Annotated in this window: 16 protein-coding genes; 14 read left to right on the forward strand and 2 right to left on the reverse strand. The window is 58.5% G+C overall.

Going from position 1 to position 17,508, the window contains the following annotated elements; translation table 11 throughout:
- Window positions 1–177 precede the first annotated feature (177 nt).
- The 4 genes from rfbD to QP995_RS04890 all read left to right on the forward strand — a co-directional run bounded on the left by rfbD (window position 178) and on the right by QP995_RS04890 (window position 3,975).
- On the forward strand, window positions 178–1,152 hold the full coding sequence (gene rfbD, locus QP995_RS04875; RefSeq protein ID WP_284852976.1) for a dTDP-4-dehydrorhamnose reductase: 975 nt from the start codon (window positions 178–180) through the stop codon (window positions 1,150–1,152).
- A gap of 11 nt (window positions 1,153–1,163) precedes the next feature.
- Complete coding sequence (locus QP995_RS04880; protein WP_284852977.1) at window positions 1,164–2,087, forward strand: glycosyltransferase family 2 protein; 924 nt, start codon at window positions 1,164–1,166, stop codon at window positions 2,085–2,087.
- Between the two features lie 41 nt (window positions 2,088–2,128).
- Window positions 2,129–3,286 (forward strand): mannose-1-phosphate guanylyltransferase, encoded by a 1,158-nt coding sequence (gene manB, locus QP995_RS04885; protein WP_049191147.1) that lies wholly within the window; start codon window positions 2,129–2,131, stop codon window positions 3,284–3,286.
- 320 nt (window positions 3,287–3,606) lie between these two features.
- On the forward strand, window positions 3,607–3,975 hold the full coding sequence (locus tag QP995_RS04890) for a WhiB family transcriptional regulator (RefSeq protein ID WP_005510060.1): 369 nt from the start codon (window positions 3,607–3,609) through the stop codon (window positions 3,973–3,975).
- Between the two features lie 371 nt (window positions 3,976–4,346).
- Here the strand turns inward: QP995_RS04890 and QP995_RS04895 are convergent, their stop codons facing one another.
- Window positions 4,347–4,829, reverse strand: coding sequence for a metallopeptidase family protein (locus tag QP995_RS04895; protein ID WP_070439494.1), 483 nt, complete (start codon window positions 4,827–4,829; stop codon window positions 4,347–4,349).
- A gap of 172 nt (window positions 4,830–5,001) precedes the next feature.
- On the opposite strand from QP995_RS04895, the gene QP995_RS04900 reads away from it, so the two are divergent.
- From QP995_RS04900 to manA, 4 genes are all read left to right on the forward strand, one after another.
- On the forward strand, window positions 5,002–5,409 hold the full coding sequence (locus QP995_RS04900) for a DUF3499 domain-containing protein (protein WP_005509890.1): 408 nt from the start codon (window positions 5,002–5,004) through the stop codon (window positions 5,407–5,409).
- Window positions 5,410–5,525: 116 nt separating this feature from the next.
- The gene (locus QP995_RS04905; RefSeq protein WP_083295704.1) at window positions 5,526–6,905 is read left to right on the forward strand and encodes a phosphomannomutase/phosphoglucomutase; all 1,380 of its coding nucleotides are present in this window, start codon (window positions 5,526–5,528) and stop codon (window positions 6,903–6,905) included.
- A 38-nt stretch (window positions 6,906–6,943) separates the two neighbouring features.
- Complete coding sequence (locus QP995_RS04910; protein ID WP_049172792.1) at window positions 6,944–7,960, forward strand: hypothetical protein; 1,017 nt, start codon at window positions 6,944–6,946, stop codon at window positions 7,958–7,960.
- Between the two features lie 86 nt (window positions 7,961–8,046).
- Window positions 8,047–9,249 carry a mannose-6-phosphate isomerase, class I gene (gene manA / locus QP995_RS04915; protein WP_049172794.1) on the forward strand — a complete coding sequence of 401 codons (1,203 nt, stop codon included), beginning with the start codon at window positions 8,047–8,049 and terminating at the stop codon, window positions 9,247–9,249.
- On the opposite strand, the gene QP995_RS04920 is transcribed toward manA, so the two are convergent.
- Entirely contained in the window at window positions 9,246–10,004 is a 759-nt protein-coding gene (locus QP995_RS04920) for a hypothetical protein (RefSeq protein WP_069359452.1), read from the reverse strand. The two genes, manA and QP995_RS04920, sit on opposite strands and share 4 nt — an antisense overlap.
- A 350-nt stretch (window positions 10,005–10,354) precedes the next feature.
- On the opposite strand from QP995_RS04920, the gene QP995_RS04925 reads away from it, so the two are divergent.
- The 6 genes from QP995_RS04925 (at window position 10,355) to QP995_RS04950 (ending at window position 17,249) form a co-directional block, all read left to right on the forward strand.
- The gene (locus tag QP995_RS04925; RefSeq protein WP_038627901.1) at window positions 10,355–10,729 is read left to right on the forward strand and encodes a DUF4259 domain-containing protein; all 375 of its coding nucleotides are present in this window, start codon (window positions 10,355–10,357) and stop codon (window positions 10,727–10,729) included.
- A gap of 67 nt (window positions 10,730–10,796) precedes the next feature.
- On the forward strand, window positions 10,797–12,251 hold the full coding sequence (gene ahcY / locus QP995_RS04930) for an adenosylhomocysteinase (RefSeq protein ID WP_049172800.1): 1,455 nt from the start codon (window positions 10,797–10,799) through the stop codon (window positions 12,249–12,251).
- A gap of 45 nt (window positions 12,252–12,296) precedes the next feature.
- Entirely contained in the window at window positions 12,297–12,926 is a 630-nt protein-coding gene (locus QP995_RS04935) for a dTMP kinase (protein ID WP_049172929.1), read from the forward strand.
- A gap of 54 nt (window positions 12,927–12,980) precedes the next feature.
- Complete coding sequence (mtrA, locus tag QP995_RS04940) at window positions 12,981–13,655, forward strand: MtrAB system response regulator MtrA (RefSeq protein ID WP_048731669.1); 675 nt, start codon at window positions 12,981–12,983, stop codon at window positions 13,653–13,655.
- Between the two features lie 78 nt (window positions 13,656–13,733).
- The gene (gene mtrB, locus QP995_RS04945) at window positions 13,734–15,407 is read left to right on the forward strand and encodes an MtrAB system histidine kinase MtrB (protein ID WP_070429795.1); all 1,674 of its coding nucleotides are present in this window, start codon (window positions 13,734–13,736) and stop codon (window positions 15,405–15,407) included.
- Window positions 15,408–17,249: an LpqB family beta-propeller domain-containing protein gene (locus QP995_RS04950; RefSeq protein WP_284852978.1), complete on the forward strand. Its 1,842-nt coding sequence runs from the start codon at window positions 15,408–15,410 to the stop codon at window positions 17,247–17,249.
- Window positions 17,250–17,508: the final 259 nt, after the last annotated feature.

Below are 17,508 nucleotides of genomic sequence, written 5' to 3' on the forward strand. Positions count from 1 at the left end.
CTCCTCTTAAACCGTTTTTCGAAAATATAATTTGTGCTGCATGTCTGCGTGGGCATTCCACACATCGTGGAGCGCAGTAAGCAGCTGCGGAAACTACATAAACCTTAACCGTCCAACCGTGTGCGGTTACACCTCAACACAGTGTCAATCGTATCTACGATAGTGATAAAGAAGAATATGTCCGAAATTTCAGTCTCGCATTTCGCCACTCCTGGACCAACCCACAGCAACTCGCGGCGTCCCATTGTCGCCATAACTGGCGCGGCGGGACAGCTGGGTACTGCGCTTCAGTGTGATTCTTTCGCCGCCGATGTTGAGGTGCTCGCTCTTACGCGGGCACAGTTGGATATCACTGATTCGGCTGCTGTGGAGGCAACGCCTCTGCTTGACGACGTCGACATCATCATTAACGCGGCAGCGGCGACCGATGTCGATGGTGCAGAATCCGATCCCGGTTCGGCACACCTAATCAATGCACTCGGACCGAAGTACTTGGCGGCTCGGGCGAAAAAGGAAGACGCGTATCTCATTCACATCTCCACCGACTATGTCTTCGGTGATGTAGCAATCGATGAGATGACGGGGCAGCGCCGAGCGCTGCGAGTTGATGATTTCACCGCACCTCAGACTATGTATGGACGTACCAAGTTAGTGGGGGAGAACAATGTGCGTGATTCGGGCGCGCGTTCCGCTATTTTGCGTACGGCGTGGGTCTGGTCGGGCCCCACACAGCCAGAGGCCAAGGACTTCGTCTCCACGATGATGCGTCTGGCGGAGACGGCGACTGATGACAAGGGCAATCCGGCAATTATTAAGGTCGTTGACGATCAGCACGGCAACCCCACCTTTGTTGGTGACCTCGCCGGAGCTATCTGGGAGTTGTGCGATCGCGTGTTGTCCGAACCGAGCAGCGCACCGACCGGCACCTTCCATGTCACGGGCAGCGGTGAGTCAACATGGTTCGAAGTGGCTCGCGAAGTGTTTCGGCTCATCGGTCACGATCCACAGCGTGTGGTGGCGTGTACCAGCAGTGAGTTCCCTCGTCCGGCCCCGCGTCCGGCCTGGTCCGTGTTGGATGGTTCCGCATGGAGTGAGGTAGGTCTACATTCACTTCCGGAGTGGCAGGACACTTTGCGGGCAGTCCTGACCTAGGGTCTAGGTTTGTGATTGAAACCTCGAATTCCCCGCAACCCTCGCAGCTTCCGCTCGGTGTGGTCACCGTGACCTTTTCGCCCGGTGAGCACCTGAGCAAGCTGGTGGATTCGCTGGGCTCCGCCGCCAGTGCCTCCACGCGTCTGATCATGGCCGACAACGGCTCGACGGATGGTTCCGTGGAGAAGGAAGAAGCTCGGGCTAAGGAGACCGGAGCGGATGTTCAGCTTCTGCGCACCGGCGGCAACATTGGCTATGGCGCGGCCGCCAACCGTGGCATTGCGGAGCTGGGACGGGCTCGCCGTGCCGGTGAGATTAATCCTGACTACGTCATGCTGGTCAACCCTGACGTGGTGTTTGCCCCTGGCGCAATCGATGTTCTGTTGGAATGCGCGCAGCGCAATCCCAAAGCCGGAGCGATTGGTCCGCTGATTCGCGAGGCGGATGGCAGCGTGTACCCGTCGGCACGCGCGGTTCCTGAGCTTGTCAGCGGTATCGGACACGCGCTGCTCGCCGACATCTGGCCTACTAACCCTTTCTCACGGCGCTATCGGGATGACGCGGATATGGATCGCCAGCGACCGGCCGGCTGGTTGTCGGGCGCATGCCTGCTGCTGCGATGGGATGCGTTCGACCAGATTGATGGCTTTGATACCCGCTACTTCATGTACATGGAGGACGTGGATTTGGGCGACCGACTGGGCAAGGCTGGTTGGAGGAATATTTTCTGTCCTCGTGCAGAGATTCGTCACGCGCAGGGGCATTCTGCCAGTAAGCACCCAGAAATTACTGTAAAGGCCCATCACGAGTCGGCATACCGTTTTATGTCAGATCGCCTGCCGGGGCCGGCGCTGGCACCTGTGCGACTGGCATTGCGTTTGGGGCTGTTCCTGCGTGGCAAAGTCATAATCGCGGTCAAAAAGCGTAGGAATTAATTAACTGTTGGAATAATCCATCGAAGAAAGTTACCGATTTCATGACTACCGAAGTTCGTCCGAGTGCTGGGAATGGCTCCGCCTTCCAGCCGGGAGCGGATGCTGCACAGCAGGCGGGAGCCACGTTGGCTGAACAGACTGACGCTGTCATTCTGGTCGGCGGGCAAGGTACGCGTTTGCGCCCCCTTACTGTGAATACGCCGAAGCCGATGCTGCCCACGGCAGGGCATCCATTCCTGGAGCACCTGCTTGGCCGCATTCGTGCAGCAGGTATGAAGCACGTGGTATTGGGTACCTCCTACCGAGCTGAAGTATTTGAAGAACACTTCGGCGATGGTTCGGATTTGGGTCTCGAAATTGAATATGTCTTTGAAGCTGAGCCGCTGGGTACCGGTGGCGGTATCCGAAACGTCCTAGACAAGCTGCGCTATGACACCGCGATGATTTTCAACGGCGATGTCCTCGGCGGTACCGACTTGCGTGCGGTGTTGGGTACTCACGCGGAGAAGGATGCGGACGTCACGATGCACCTCGTACGTGTGCCGGATCCACGCGCGTTCGGCTGTGTCCCGACCGATGAGGATGGGCGCGTCCTGGAGTTCCTGGAGAAGACCCAGGATCCGCCAACCGATCAGATTAATGCCGGTATCTACGTGTTCCGCCGCGAGATTATCGAATCGATTCCGGCTGGTCGTCCTATTAGCGTTGAGCGTGAAATCTTCCCAGCGCTGCTTGACCGCGGTATGAACGTCTACGGTCACGTTGATTACGCCTACTGGCGTGACATGGGGACTCCGGGTGACTTCGTCCGCGGCTCCTCCGATTTGGTCCGCGGTATCGCGCCGTCACCGCTACTAGAGGGTAAGCACGGCGAAGCGCTTGTCGACGAATCAGCGTCGGTCGGTGGCGGCGCTCTTCTCTACGGTGGCTCTGTCGTCGGACGTGGGGCGGAGATTGGTGCGGGAGCTCGGATTGATCAATCGGTGATCTTCGACGGCGCACGCATCGGTGCCGGTGCTGTGATTGAGCGCTCTGTGATTGCCGATGGCGCCGATATTGGCCCGCGGACGGTCATCAGTGATGCCATTATCGGCGAGGGTGCCGTCGTTGGTGCGCGCTGTGAATTGATCAACGGTATCCGTGTGTGGCCGGGTGTCCAGATCCCCGATCACGGAGTACGTTTTTCGACGGATGTCTAGTCTGCAGCCTTCGGCGTGTCAGACTTTTGTCGGCAATATCTGATTAGAATTGCCGAAGTGTCGCCAAAGGTGCTGGTGAGAGGCATGTGGCGAATGTGATTGAGTTCAGGTGGCAGGTTTAGAGTCCGGGGGCCATCCTTCAACCTGAACTTAATCCCCAACGCGGGGGGAGGGGCTTCAGGGGCAATGAAAAGTATTGGGGCAAATTCTCTATTCGGCTTGACCGATGGTGGGTTACACGTGTGTAATCACAAATGTGTGTTTCGCACACTAAGCCCAATTTAAAGACCCGCAGCAACAACCATCAGGAGGCCCTCGGCATGGAAAAGTCCAGCATGTTTGATGGCGGCTCTGCTGTGGATAGTGAGACGAATGCGGGTGACATCGCTGTGAATGATAGCTCCTCTGAAAACCAGCCTCGGCCGTTGACAGAGTGGGCAGATGACCTTTCGGGGTTGTTTGAAGCCGTCGATCAGGACTGGCAGGAGCAAGCTCTGTGTGCCCAGACCGATCCAGAAGCTTTCTTCCCTGAGAAGGGTGGGTCCACTCGCGAAGCAAAGCGTATTTGTCGTGCTTGTGGTGTGCGAGATGAATGCCTGGAGTTTGCTCTCGAGCATGATGAGCGCTTCGGCATTTGGGGTGGCCTCTCTGAGCGTGAGCGCCGCCGTTTGAAGCGGCAGATTGGCTAGGGCAGCCGGGTCTGCATTTTATCCCTCGCTCGACCTCGCAGTTTCCCCTTGGGTAATACCCTGGGGGATTTTTCGGTGAAGGAGTTTTTCCTGCTCTCTAGGGTTAATAGACGAAAATATGTCCGCTCAGCATGTCGCTGGGTGGGCCCTTTTGTCGCTTAGTTCTTAATGCGAGTTACTGACTGCGTTTATGACAAAAATCGCCCGAAAAATGGCCTGAAAGTGTCATAAACTTGCACAGTTTCACATTTGCAGCCCGTATTCACGCGTGCAGCCGGTAATTTATGGGGCCTGACCAGTTACTATCTTGAGAATCACACACTGTTTGTCTATTAACCCGGTCTCTAGGGAGCTCCTTAGAAGAGAGCTTTCTACAGGAAGTTCTCGTCGAAACTAGGGTCCACCTCAACCGGATCAATGCCCAGATATACCGCCACCAGGCGGATCAGTACATATTGCAGCATCTGGTCCAGTTCCACTCGGCCCGAGACACGGCGCTCAATGGGGCGGCGGAACACTACTACGCAGGGGCGGGTGGGGTTGCCTACGCGGTCAATGCCAGCAGGGATAAGTCGTCCCAGCGGAACAGGTCCATCAGCGACAATCTCTTCCGGGAAGTACATGTCCGGGCGCAACTGCATGCGAGGAATCGTGTCGATGGCGATGTCCAGGTGCGACAGTTGTCGGGACCAGCGCTGATCCAATGGGGCATAGGCGTCAATAACCGCCTGGTCAAAAGCTTCTGAACGGCTCTTCCAACGAGGTACTTCCGGCGGCAGCAGAGGTCCCCGAGGTCCGCGACCGCGTCGCAGTGAGCGTCGCAAAGAGCGCGGAGTATAAGCCGATGAATTCATATTTGTTGAGCATAATCGGTCGGCCTGTCAACGTGGGTGAGGTCAACTTTCGGCCATGTCGCGGGTTTGCTGGGTAAGGCTGGGGTGCCCCGGGGAGCGTCGGAAAGCGAAAAACGCCCGGAGTGGGAGAAAAACTATCGAAACTTAAAGTTAGGGTCTAGACTTTGATGCCGTGAGTGTTTTTAGACGTTGTTGCCGGCCCGGCTGTGGCAAACCTGCCGTAGCTACGTTGACGTATGCCTACGCGGAGTCGACGGCTGTGGTGGGGCCGCTCGCCGCCGCGTCCGAACCGCATAGCTGGGATCTCTGTGAGAAGCACGCGCGTTCCATCACCGCACCGCTGGGTTGGGAGCTCGTGCGTTACGACGTGCCGACGCCCGCCCAGGACGATGATGATTTGACCGCATTGGCGGAAGCCGTCCGTGAAGCTGGCCGCAACGCGACTGGCCTGGTGCTGCGGGATGAGGTCGACAACCGTCCTCAGACCTACAAGATTGATTCCAGCCGTCACCCGTCGACGCGGAAATCCGCGCGCGGTCACCTGCATGTAGTTCGCGATCCGGAGGATTCGGACGACTAACGGGTCGGGCGCCGTGCCCCAGCTCATGCCATCTTGCCGCGGCATTTCTTTGTGAGAGCCTCTCTGGGGCTAGTATCATTTTTCACAAAACTGATACTTACCCAGAGAGGTTTTTCGTGGGCACTTACAATCGTTCCGATTTGGATGCCGTCATCAAGGCCTATGACGTGCGCGGTGTTGTCGGTGAGGGCATCGACGCGGACCTCGTCGGAGCCATCGGCGCCGCCTTTGGGCACATCATGCGTTCAGAGGGCGCAACGCGTGTCGTAGTTGGCCACGATATGCGTGAGTCCTCGCCGGAGTTGGCGGCTAGTTTCGCCGATGGCGCGGCAGCGCAGGGGCTCAATGTCACCCTGCTCGGCCTGACCTCTACGGACGAGCTGTATTTCGCCTCCGGAGTAAGGGAATGCCCGGGCGCGATGTTCACTGCCAGCCACAACCCAGCTGAATACAACGGCATCAAGATGTGCCGTTCGCTGGCCCGCCCAATCGGGCAGGAGACAGGGCTTGCTCAGATTAAGGACCTGCTTGTCGACGGAATTCCGGAGTACACCGGCACTCCGGGCGAAATTGATCGTGAGGATGTTCTGCAGGATTACGCGGCGTTCCTCCATGGACTGGTCGACATTCGCTCCGGCCGTCGCCTGAAGGTTGCAGTCGATGCCGGTAACGGTATGGGGGGACTGACAGTTCCGGCAGTGCTCGGAGAAGACATGGATGTTGCTGATCTCTACTTTGAGCTCGACGGCAACTTCCCGAATCACGAGGCCAATCCATTGGAGCCCGCCAACCTCGTTGACCTACAGAAGTTTACGGTGGAGCAGGGCGCAGACATCGGTATTGCCTTCGATGGCGACGCTGACCGCTGCTTCGTCGTCGACGAGAAGGGCAACCCGGTCAGCCCATCGGCCATCTGTGCGTTGGTGACCACCCGCTACCTGGAGCAGAACCCGGGTGCGGCTATCATCCATAACCTGATCACATCGCACGTCGTGCCGGAGATGATTGTGGAAAACGGCGGAACCCCGGTTCGTACCCGTGTTGGGCACTCCTTTATTAAGGCGCAAATGGCCGAGCACAGTGCTGTTTTTGGTGGCGAGCATTCAGCGCACTACTACTTCAAGGAATTCTTCAACGCAGACTCCGGCATGCTGGCTGCCATGCATGTCCTGGCCGCACTGGCCGAGCAGGATAAGCCGCTGAGTGAATTCATGGCCGAGTACAACCGCTACGAGGCCTCCGGTGAGATTAACTCCCGCCTGGGTAGTGCCGAGGAGCAGCAGGCCAAGCAGAAGGAAATCGAGGCCGCGTTTGCCGATCGCACGGAGTCCTCGGACTGGATGGATGGCCTGACCATTGAGCTGGCGGACTCCAAGGCGTGGTTCAACGTCCGGGCCTCCAATACGGAGCCGCTGCTGCGTCTGAACGTCGAGGCTCCGACGCGTGCTGAGGTCGACGCTCTTGTCGACGAAGTTCTCGGCATCATCCGCGGTTAATCAACCCCACGCGCCCGTTTTCAGGCATGCTTGGGAGTATGACCTCGTCATTCGACTCCTCCCATAACCCGCGCCAAGAGGCCCTGTTCTATCGTATGGCCACTGCCGGTGCAGGTCTCAGAGCTGCTGCTTCCGCGACTCGCGGGGGTGCGTTTGCTCAACTTTCACTGCCGCGCAGTGCGGTCATCCTCGTGGGAAATCGTCGGGCGCAGCTCGCTGCCGAATCCGTGCGCGCGCTTGCCGACGATATCCGCTGTCCGGTGGTAATTGCGCATCAGTTGCCCAGTTATGTCGGTGCCCTCGACTTGGTCATCGTCTGTGACGACAACCCCGGCAGCCCACTGGGGGCAGCTCTGGCTGAAGCTGATAGGCGAGGTGCTGCCACGGTCGTGGTGGATCCCGGTGAAGGGCCACTGCGTGCCGCCGGTAGCCCCGATACGGTTGTGGTTCCGCGCCCGGCGATGGCGGAGTCCGCGTCCTTTACCGCCTATGTCGGTGCCATCGCCAGCGCGCTCACCGAATGCGGTGCCACCACCCTGGCTCCGGCCGGGGTAGTGGAGGAAGTCGCTGATGCGGTGGACGCCGATATTGCCGCCTGTGCTCCGCAGCGAGATGAAACAGTTAACCCCGCGCGGCAGGTAGCGCAGTGGGTGGCAGGCCGCAGAATGCTTGCAGTGTCGACGACCTCGGCGCTGGCGCCGGTAGCGGAACTGGCATCGTTACAGATGCTTGAGGCAGGCGTGGTCTCGGCAGCGTCGTCGATAAGCGAATTGTCTCTTAGTGTGGGCGCGTTGCTCGCTGCAGAACCCCAGGAAAGCCGCGATATTTTCTATGACCCGTTTATTGATGGTGGGGATGAAGGGGCGACAGTGCTACCGTTGGGGGCGATTGTTTTAGCTGCGCCGAACAATGTGGGCCACTACCGGGACCACTACGGCGAGGTTGGATGGGCTCGTGTGGAGTGCCCTGCGCTCGATGCGGAGACTCATCATCCATTGGTTGAAGTATGTGTTGCTGCAGCCAGAGTTGGTGCGATTGCGGCGTTTTCTGCGTAATCGCCGGGTGTCACCGAAGGCTTTTGGGCCTTCGGTGAGATTGGCGTGCTCGCGCCAGAAGTGACTATTAGAGGAGTGATACGGGCATGGAGCTGTTGGACCCCGTGCTGCAGTCGTACCCCTGGGGGTCTCGTACACATTTGGCGAGAATCACCGGTGCGGACGCTCCCACATCGAAGCCCTGGGCGGAACTGTGGTTTGGTGCGCATGCACTGGCATCGGCCACGGTGGCCGGCACGCCGCTGGATGAGCTCATTGCGCAGGATCCGGCAGCTGCGCTCGGATATGCAATTGACACCGACAACGGCAGGCTGCCGTTCCTGTTGAAGCTGCTCGCAGCCGATGAGCCGTTATCGCTGCAGGCACACCCCACCTTGGCAGAAGCTCAGGAGGGATTTGCACGCGAAAATGCGGAGGGCATTCCGGCCACTGCACATTTCCGAAATTACCGGGACAACAACCACAAGCCGGAACTTATTGTCGCCCTGACTACCTTCGACGCGTTGGCCGGATTCCGCCCGGTGGAGCGCACGAAGGAGTTGCTCGCGACGCTGGCGGTACCGGAGCTCGACCATTACATGGGACTGCTCGATGCCGCCGATGACGAGAGTGCTCTGCGGGCATTGTTTACAACGTGGTTGACGTTGCCCCAGGATGTCCTCGATGAGCTGGTCGAGGCCGTGGCTGCCAAGTGCGCGGATTACAGTGGCGATGACGAGGAGTTCTCGCGAGTAGCCGAGACCACTTGCGAATTGGCTCGAAAGTATCCGGGGGACCCGGGAGTCCTGGGGTCGATGCTGCTTAATCGCCTTCGCTTACAGCCGGGCGAAGCCATCTACCTTGGTGCTGGACAGCTGCATGCTTACCTCAATGGCATGGGCGTGGAAATCATGGCCAACTCCGACAACGTGCTGCGCGGAGGGCTGACCTCTAAGCACGTCGATGTCGTGGAGCTACTGCGCGTGCTCTCTTTCCGACCGCTGCCAGATCCGGTGCTGCAGTCGCGGCTGACCGATGATGGCTGGAATGACTATGACGCGCCGGTGCGCGAGTTTCGCCTTCGTTCGCGGGATCTGGAGCCGGGCGAACATGTTCTGCTCGACGAAGAATCCGCCACGGTTGTGTTGTCTACAGCGGGCACGGTGGCGTTGCGTCACGACGACTCCGTGGTTGAGGTTCCCAGCGGCCATGCGGCCTGGGTTCCGGCTGTCGACGCAGTCGATATTGAGCTGACTGCGCGCCAAGACGGGGCAACCGTCTTTGTCGCGACCGTCCCGCGGGTGGGTTAGTCCTCGTCGTTATCGAAGAGATTTCCCAGGAATCCGGAGTCCTTCGGCTTTTCCGGGATTGGGGAAATCTTGCTATTGCTAGCCCCATTGCCGCCAGTGGTGTCCTTCTCCGTCGAAGGGGTCTGGTCCTTCGGAGGTGTCGGCTCCTTCGGGGATGTCGGCTCCTTCGAAGGAGTCTTCTGAGGAGTCTCGGACGGAGTTGTGGTTTGCGTACCCGACTGGGACTGCGCCTGCGATGAAGGCGGCTTCGGCTCAGCTGCTGCACCACCATCGCCTTCCGGAAGACTGTCGTTCGGCTTTTCCGAGTTATCTTCCGGTAGCAGTGGCACCGGCTTGCTGGGCGTCGGCGAAGAAACGTCGTCAGAGGTGGGCTCTGTGGTCTCCGTGGTCGTCGGAGGTGTCGATGTCGTCGACGTCGGAGTTGTCGCACTTGAGCTTGTGGAAGTCGGGGGGATGTACGCCTGCGGTGGCAGGTACGGATCCTCAACGATCTCGGTGCTCGATGACGTGGTCGGACGAGATACTAGACTGTCGTTCGTCTCAGTCAGCGAGGAATCTGAATTCGGTTCAGTGGTCTGCTGCAGCTCGGCATCACTAGGAACTGGAGGCAGTGGAGCAGAGGTCTCCATTTCCGACTGAGAGCCGGCGTTTTCCGGATTTGCACCCTTGGCGGCATTGCTATCGGAGCAGCCTACGAGCGAAGCGCTCAGGGGAAGGGCTGCAAGCAGAAGAGCTCCAAAAGCCTTCTTCACCATGGTAGGTACTCCTTTCGTGTCATGCGTGAGGTCGCCCTGTAACGAAAAAGATAACAGTTGCATTACGAGGTCTGGGAACTAACTTAACATGCCCGTTATCTTCTCTCTAGGGTGAAAATTGTGTTGAAGGGATTAAATATGTCTCTCGAACTGTAAAAGTGACGAAAAGTCGGGTAGAACTTCGGTAAGGCCACATGCGGTTTTCCGGCTAGCGGTACGTGCAGGCGACAGCTTTTAGGTCGGCGGCCAGATTACCGTGGGCTCGTCGAAAAGCGCTCTTTGGAAAGCGCTCGTCGATAGGCGAAAACTGGCTATTGGTTCGAAGCGCGAAAGGAGCGTGGCCACCTATCATGTCCATCTGGGATACTGAGATTTTTGGTAGCGATTCGGTCATTGAACTCTTCGATGAGGTTCAGGATCTCGACTCACAGGATCGTGTTGGTGCATTGATTGATGCTGGCCGCATTGGGGTGGATTCCGAAAATAGCGATGAGAAAGCATGCGCACTCGCGGCGGCTGTGATCATTGCAATTTGGAATGGTGCGCCATTTAGCGGCGGTGACATTGTGGAGGACTACAGCTTCATCCGGGAGGGAATCTCCGAGGCGCACGGCAGCGAGGAAGATGCGTTGGCTATCGCATCCGAGGTCTTCGATAGTCTTCTGGGGGAACTCAGTGAGTCTGACCAGGCGGCGCTGGAAAACTGCGTCGAAGCGGTAGAGTAACTCTCGCGTCCCCAGTAGTAATTCTTTAAGAAGAATCTCACGTCAAAGAATCTAGAGAAAGCGTTACATGTCCTCGAAGAACATTGATTTCAAGGTTGCAGACCTCTCCCTGGCTGAGGCCGGTCGTCACCAGATTCGTCTGGCTGAGCACGAGATGCCAGGTCTAATGGCGCTGCGCGAAGAGTACGCGGAGCAGCAGCCACTGGCCGGTGCCCGTATTTCCGGCTCCATTCACATGACGGTTCAAACCGCAGTGCTCATCGAGACCTTGACGGCGCTGGGCGCAGAGGTCCGCTGGGCCTCGTGCAACATCTTCTCCACTCAGGATGAGGCCGCTGCGGCTGTCGTCGTTGGGCGAAACGGCACTCCGGAGGATCCGCAGGGTGTTCCGGTTTTCGCTTGGAAGGGCGAGACGCTGGAGGAGTACTGGTGGTGCCTCGACCGCATCTTTGACTGGGGCGATGAAGATGCCAACATGATTCTGGACGACGGCGGCGACGCCACCATGGCTGTCATTAAGGGTATGGAATTCGAGGATGCTGGCCTGGTGCCGCCTGCAGAAGAGTCGGATTCGGACGAGTTTATTGCCTTCAAGGACATGCTTCGCGCCAGCTTGGAGAAGGATGCCGGCCGTTGGCACCGAATTGCAAAGTCGGTCAAGGGTGTCACAGAGGAGACCACCACTGGTGTCCACCGCCTCTACCACTTCGCAGAGCAGGGCGTGCTGCCATTCCCGGCCATGAACGTCAACGATGCCGTCACCAAGTCCAAGTTCGATAACAAGTACGGCACCCGCCACAGCCTTCTGGACGGCATTAACCGCGGTACCGACATGCTGGTTGGCGGCAAGAATGTGCTGGTTTGCGGTTACGGCGATGTGGGTAAGGGCTGCGCGGAGGCGCTGGCGGGGCAGGGCGCTCGCGTTCAGGTCACCGAGGCCGACCCGATTAACGCATTGCAGGCATTGATGGACGGTTTCGACGTCGTCGCTACTGAGAGCGTCATCGCAGATGTCGACATTGTCATCACCGCCACAGGCAACAAGGACGTCATTACTTTCGAGCACATGCAGCAGATGAAGAACCACGCGCTGCTGGGCAACATCGGCCACTTTGACAACGAGATTGACATGCACAGCCTGCACCACCGCGATGATGTCCGTCGTGTGGAGATCAAGCCGCAGGTCACCGAGTACATCTTCCCGCATGCAGACGGCGAGGAGCGCTCTCTGATTGTGCTTTCCGAGGGGCGTCTGCTCAACCTGGGCAATGCCACCGGACACCCGTCCTTCGTAATGTCGACCTCCTTCGCCGACCAGACAATCGCGCAGATTGAGCTCTACTGCAACGGTGATAAGTACGACAACACTGTCCACCGTCTGCCGAAGATTCTGGATGAGAAGGTCGCTCGCATTCACGTCGAGGCACTCGGCGGTGAGCTCACCCGACTGTCCAAGGAACAGGCCGAATACATCGGCGTTGACGTCGAGGGCCCGTATAAGCCAGAGCACTACCGCTACTAGTTCTAGCCAAGGCTAGGCCGTAGCCATGTGTGCGAGGAGAAGAATTTGATTATCGCAGTCGAAGGAATCGACGGTGCTGGCAAGAACACGCTTGTCACAGCTGTTACCAATCAACTCCGAAGTCAAGGACACTCCGTTTCTTCGATGACCTTTCCGGCGTACCGGCAGACAATCTTCGCTGATTTCGCCGATCAAGCCTTGCACGGTCAGCTCGGCGACACCGCGGACTCCGCTTGGGCAATGGCACTCCTGTTCGCTCTGGACCGCAAAGAACGTCGTGAAGCGATTGTTGATGCAGTGCGCGAGAACGATGTTCTGATTATCGATCGCTACGTCGCATCCAACGCGGCATACTCCCTGGCGCGCACACAGGATCCGGCGATCGTCGGGTGGATTGAGAAGACCGAATTCGGAGATTTCCAACTTCCGCTTCCCGACGTTCAGGTCTGTCTGGCCACGTCGGTGGGAGTGGCAGCCGACCGCGCACGCAAGCGGGAAGCCTCTGATGTGCAGCGAACGAGGGATGCCTACGAAAAGGACTCGGGTTTGCAGGAGCGCACACTAGCGGCGTACCAGAAGTTCGCGGAAGGCTCGTGGCAGTCACCATGGCTGATGCTTACGGGGGACGATGGGGCGGACCGCCTTGTGGAATGGATCAGTGCACGCCTGCGCTAGCCACCTCAACGGGAAACTACAGAACTAGATAGCTTTACGTTTAGAATATGACGCATGAGCTCAAAAATCCTGGTTGTTGATGATGATCCGGCCATCGCCGAAATGCTCACGATGGTGATGGAGCGCGAGGGCTTCGACACAGTAGTAGTCGACGATGGCCTCGAAGCTGTCAAGGCAGCAGAGCGGGAGAACCCAGATTTGATTCTGCTGGATCTCATGTTGCCGGGCATGGGTGGTGTCGATGTCTGTCGCACTGTGCGAGAGACATCGGCGGTGCCGATCATCATGTTGACTGCGAAGACCGACACGGTCGATGTGGTCCTCGGCCTGGAATCCGGTGCGGATGACTATGTCACGAAGCCCTTTAAGCCGAAGGAGCTCGTGGCGCGTGTGCGCGCTCGGCTGCGTCGTCAAGAGGACAGCCCGAGTGAGACCCTCGAGGTCGGCGACCTGACTATCGACGTGCCCGGTCACGCCGTGTTCCGCGATGGCAAGGAGATTTCTCTGACCCCGTTGGAGTTTGACCTATTGCACACTCTTGCTTCCCGTCCGAAGCAGGTCTTTTCCCGTGATGAGTTGTTGGAAAAGGTCTGGGGATATCAGCACACCTCGGATACCCGACTCGTCAACGTTCACGTTCAGCGTCTGCGCTCGAAGATTGAATTGGATCCGGAAAACCCCCAGATTGTGCTGACCGTCCGCGGTGTCGGGTACAAGACGGGTGACTAATCAAGGTCAGTCAGCTTTAGTGGGAGCCGATTCTTGCGTCGATTAATAACGAAGCTTCGAGACTTCACCAACAGGGGAGTGACCTGGGCGGTTACGCTCTGGCGCACGTCTATCCAAGCGCGCATTCTGACCTCTGTGGTGGTACTGAGCGCGATGGTGATTGCGGTACTCGGTTTCGCGCTGGCGACTATTGTTACCCAGCGGCTTATCGACGCAAAGGTTACCGCTGCCGACGAGGAAATTGACCGTGCTCGCGCGGTGGTGGAGCAGGCGATTGAGAACTCTTCGTCCAACGAGCTGCAAGCTCTTCTCAACGTGGGGCGCGATGCCCTTGTGAACCGTGCAGCCGGTTCCGGTGCTGCGCCACTGACAAGTTATGAACCGCTGCTCGTGGCGCCGGTGCCACGAGGCACGGTGTTGGCTTCATCGCCGATTAAGGCCGATGTTCCAGAACGATTGCATGAAGTAGTCCGACAAGGGCAAATTGCGTATCAGGTACGCCAAGTCACTGATAACCGCGGCGATACGTACTCGGCGTTAATTATCGGTAGCCCTACTTCTACCTCGGTTGATGGGCTCGAGCTCTATCTGGTCACCTCTATGGCTGCAGAGGAATCGACTATTAAGTTGGTTCGTGGTCTCCTCGCCGGTGCGACAGTAGTCATCATGGCGCTTCTCGGCGGTATTACTTGGTTCTTCTCCAATCAGGTGACGACACCAGTGCGTTCCGCCGCCCAGATTGCCCAGCGCTTTGCCGACGGCCACTTGCGCGAACGCATGGTCGTGCAGGGTGAAGATGACATGGCGCGACTGGCCATGAGCTTTAACAAGATGGCCGAATCGCTGTCGACGCAGATTAGACAGCTGGAGGAATACGGCAGTCTGCAGCGACAGTTCACCTCCGATGTCTCGCATGAGTTGAGGACGCCTCTGACCACGGTGCGTATGGCCGCCGACCTTATTGCTGACGGCGCTGAGGACCTCGATCCGGCGACTCGCCGCGCAGCTGAGCTGATGAATGAGGAGCTTGAGCGTTTTGAGATGCTTCTCAATGACCTGCTTGAGATCTCACGCCACGATGCCGGCGTTGCTGATCTGTCCGCAGAAAAGGTCGATGTCCGTCGCTGCGTGGATGCTGCCTATCAGCAGGTAACGGTCGTGGCTAAGGAGACCGGTACACCCATCCGCTTCCACCTGCCCGATGAACCGGTAATGGCAACAGTCGACTCGCGTCGTATCGAGCGCGTGCTACGCAACCTTATGGCCAACGCTGTTGACCACAGTGAGGGCAATCCGGTGGATGTCACAGTGCGGGCGAGCAATTCCGCGGTCTCGTTTACGGTCGTTGACCACGGTGTGGGGCTAAAGCCGGAACAGCAAGAGCTGGTGTTTAACCGGTTCTGGCGCGCTGACCCCTCGCGTGTCCGACGCACCGGCGGGACCGGACTTGGCTTGGCGATCGCGCGTGAGGACGCACAATTGCATGGTGGGGAACTGGAGGCATTTGGCGTGCCGACGGTCGGTAGCTGTTTCCGCCTGACTGTGCCACTGGAGCCTGATGCGAGCTTCGGTGAGCATCCGCTCGGCCTGGAAGTTCCGCCGCTGCCCGATCAGATTCCGCATCAGCAGGAAATTGGTGCACGGGAGTTGGAATCGGATTCGATTGCACCGCAAGTCAAGAGCCAGGATCAGGGTAAGGGGCAGCCGACTAGCGATAGCGAATCCCGACAGGCACGAGAGGAGGATATTTAAATGACGGCGCAGCATCAGTCAAAGGCTCGTCGCGTCCTGCGTAAGACAGTGGCGCTTAGCTCAGTGATCATTTTGGGCACGGCCGCAGGATGTACCACCATTCCGAGAAACACCAGCCCCCAGGTGCTGCGTCCGTTTGAGCCGCCCCAAGTTCGTATTGAAGTTCCTCAGCCACGACCGAATGTCAATGCAGACATTGTCCTGCGCGACTTTTTCGCCGCGGCCGCGCATCCGGTTGATGATTTTCAAGCTATGCGTGCCTTCATGACCCCGGAACTTGCGGCCAGTTGGAAACCGCAGGATAGTGCCCGCATTCTCGACGGTGTCAACCTCATCGCCCAGAGGGATGAAGGAGGATCGCGACAGTCCTTCGTTGCCCGAGGTCGCAGCGTTGGTCAATTCGGTACTGATGGTGCGTATGAGCCCCAGTCCGGTGACTATGAGGAAACCGTGGAGATGAAGCTTGGTTCGGATGGGCAGTGGCGCATTTCCTCGCTGCCCGACGGTGTTGTCATGGAGCGTCAGGCATTCCTGGAAAACAATGTGCCTCGCAATATCTATTTCCTCGATCCGGCGGGTAATCATTTGGTCACAGATCGTCGTTGGCTCTATCGTGGCGTCACCGATGGCGCGACCAATCTGTTGACGAAGCTGAAGAACGGCCCATCAGCACCACTGCGGCCGGGCGTCACCACCGTGCTCAAGCCCAATGCCTCAATTGCGGTGGAAGCAGGACCTGTGTCCAACGCGGACGGTCGCAGGGTCGAAATCACCGGATTGGGTGATGTTTCCGAGGAACTGCGTGTCATGCTCGCGGCGCAGATTATCTGGACTCTCGACTCGGCAGATTTCCGTGGTCCGTGGATCCTCATGGCCGACGGCGAACCACTAGTTGCCAGCCACGACGAGCCGTGGACGAAGGACACCGACACAATCCAGCTCTACGACCCGAATCATCTACCGGCTGATAACGCACCGTTGCGGACGGTCGACCGCAGCGGTATCTACGAGATTGCTGACGGCCACGCCACACCTGTGGGACGCGGCTGGACCGCCAGCGGCAGCACCGCGGTGTTCTCCGCGGCAGTGGGCACCAACCCCAATGGCAGCGAGCTCATTGCCGCCGTGTTCCGCTCGGCCGTGGATGGTCGTGCTGGGTCGTATGACCTCGGGGAGTCCACATTGATGCTCGGCGGAATACAAGATCAGCCGGTTCCTGTGCTGACTGGCGAGAGTCTCACCCGTCCGACATGGTCTCCAGACGCCGAGGCGGTCTGGACAGTGAAGGACGGTACAACCGTCGTACGCCTGGTTCGGCAGTCGACGTCATCTCGGATTCAGCAGGAGGAGGTTGATACCTCTGAGCTCAATCACCTTCTTGACGGCGGCGCAGGCACGGGGCGCCCGAGCGCCGGTATTTCTGAATTCCGCGTCGATTCTTCAGGCACGCAGGTAGCGATGATTATCGCTGGTGAAGTCTATATCGCCACCATCGAAAGGCATGACGATAAACCGTGGAAGTTGACGCACCCGCGTGCTCTGCCGCTCCCTGAAAACGTTTCCCCGGTGTCGCTGACGTGGTCGCCGAATCAAACGGTCACGGTGGGCGGTTACAGCGGGGACACCCCGATGTGGAGCGCCTTCCCGGACGGTGCGACCAGCTCTGTTCTGCCGAAGCTCAACCTGACACCGCCAATTCCTGTGGTTACCGCGACCTCGTCGAAGCGTTACGCATTAGATGCCACCGGTGTTATGGAGCTGATCTCCAGCGAGGGGCAGCAGCAGTTCTGGCGCCAGGTTCCGGGTGCGCGTGGTCGAATGGCTCCGGTGTCTGTGGAATAAGCGCAAATCGGGGAGGGGATTAATGGCGCAGGGGAGGTCATCGCAGGAATTTCTGCGCGTGCTTTACGACGTTACCCGCGATGCAATCGGCCTCGTGATACCGGAAACCTGTCCGGTGTGCGGCTGCTCCGGGACGCTGTGTCGCGATTGCAAGGACGATCTTCAGCAACCTCCAGTGCGGTTTTCACCGCGGGCTGCGTTACGCGCAGCAGCGTGGACCTGCGGTCCGTACTCGGGTGCGAGGAGACATCTCATTTTG

This window comes from Corynebacterium sp. MSK032 (assembly GCF_030232065.1).
GTDB classification, from domain to species: Bacteria; Actinomycetota; Actinomycetes; order Mycobacteriales; family Mycobacteriaceae; genus Corynebacterium; species Corynebacterium jeikeium_D.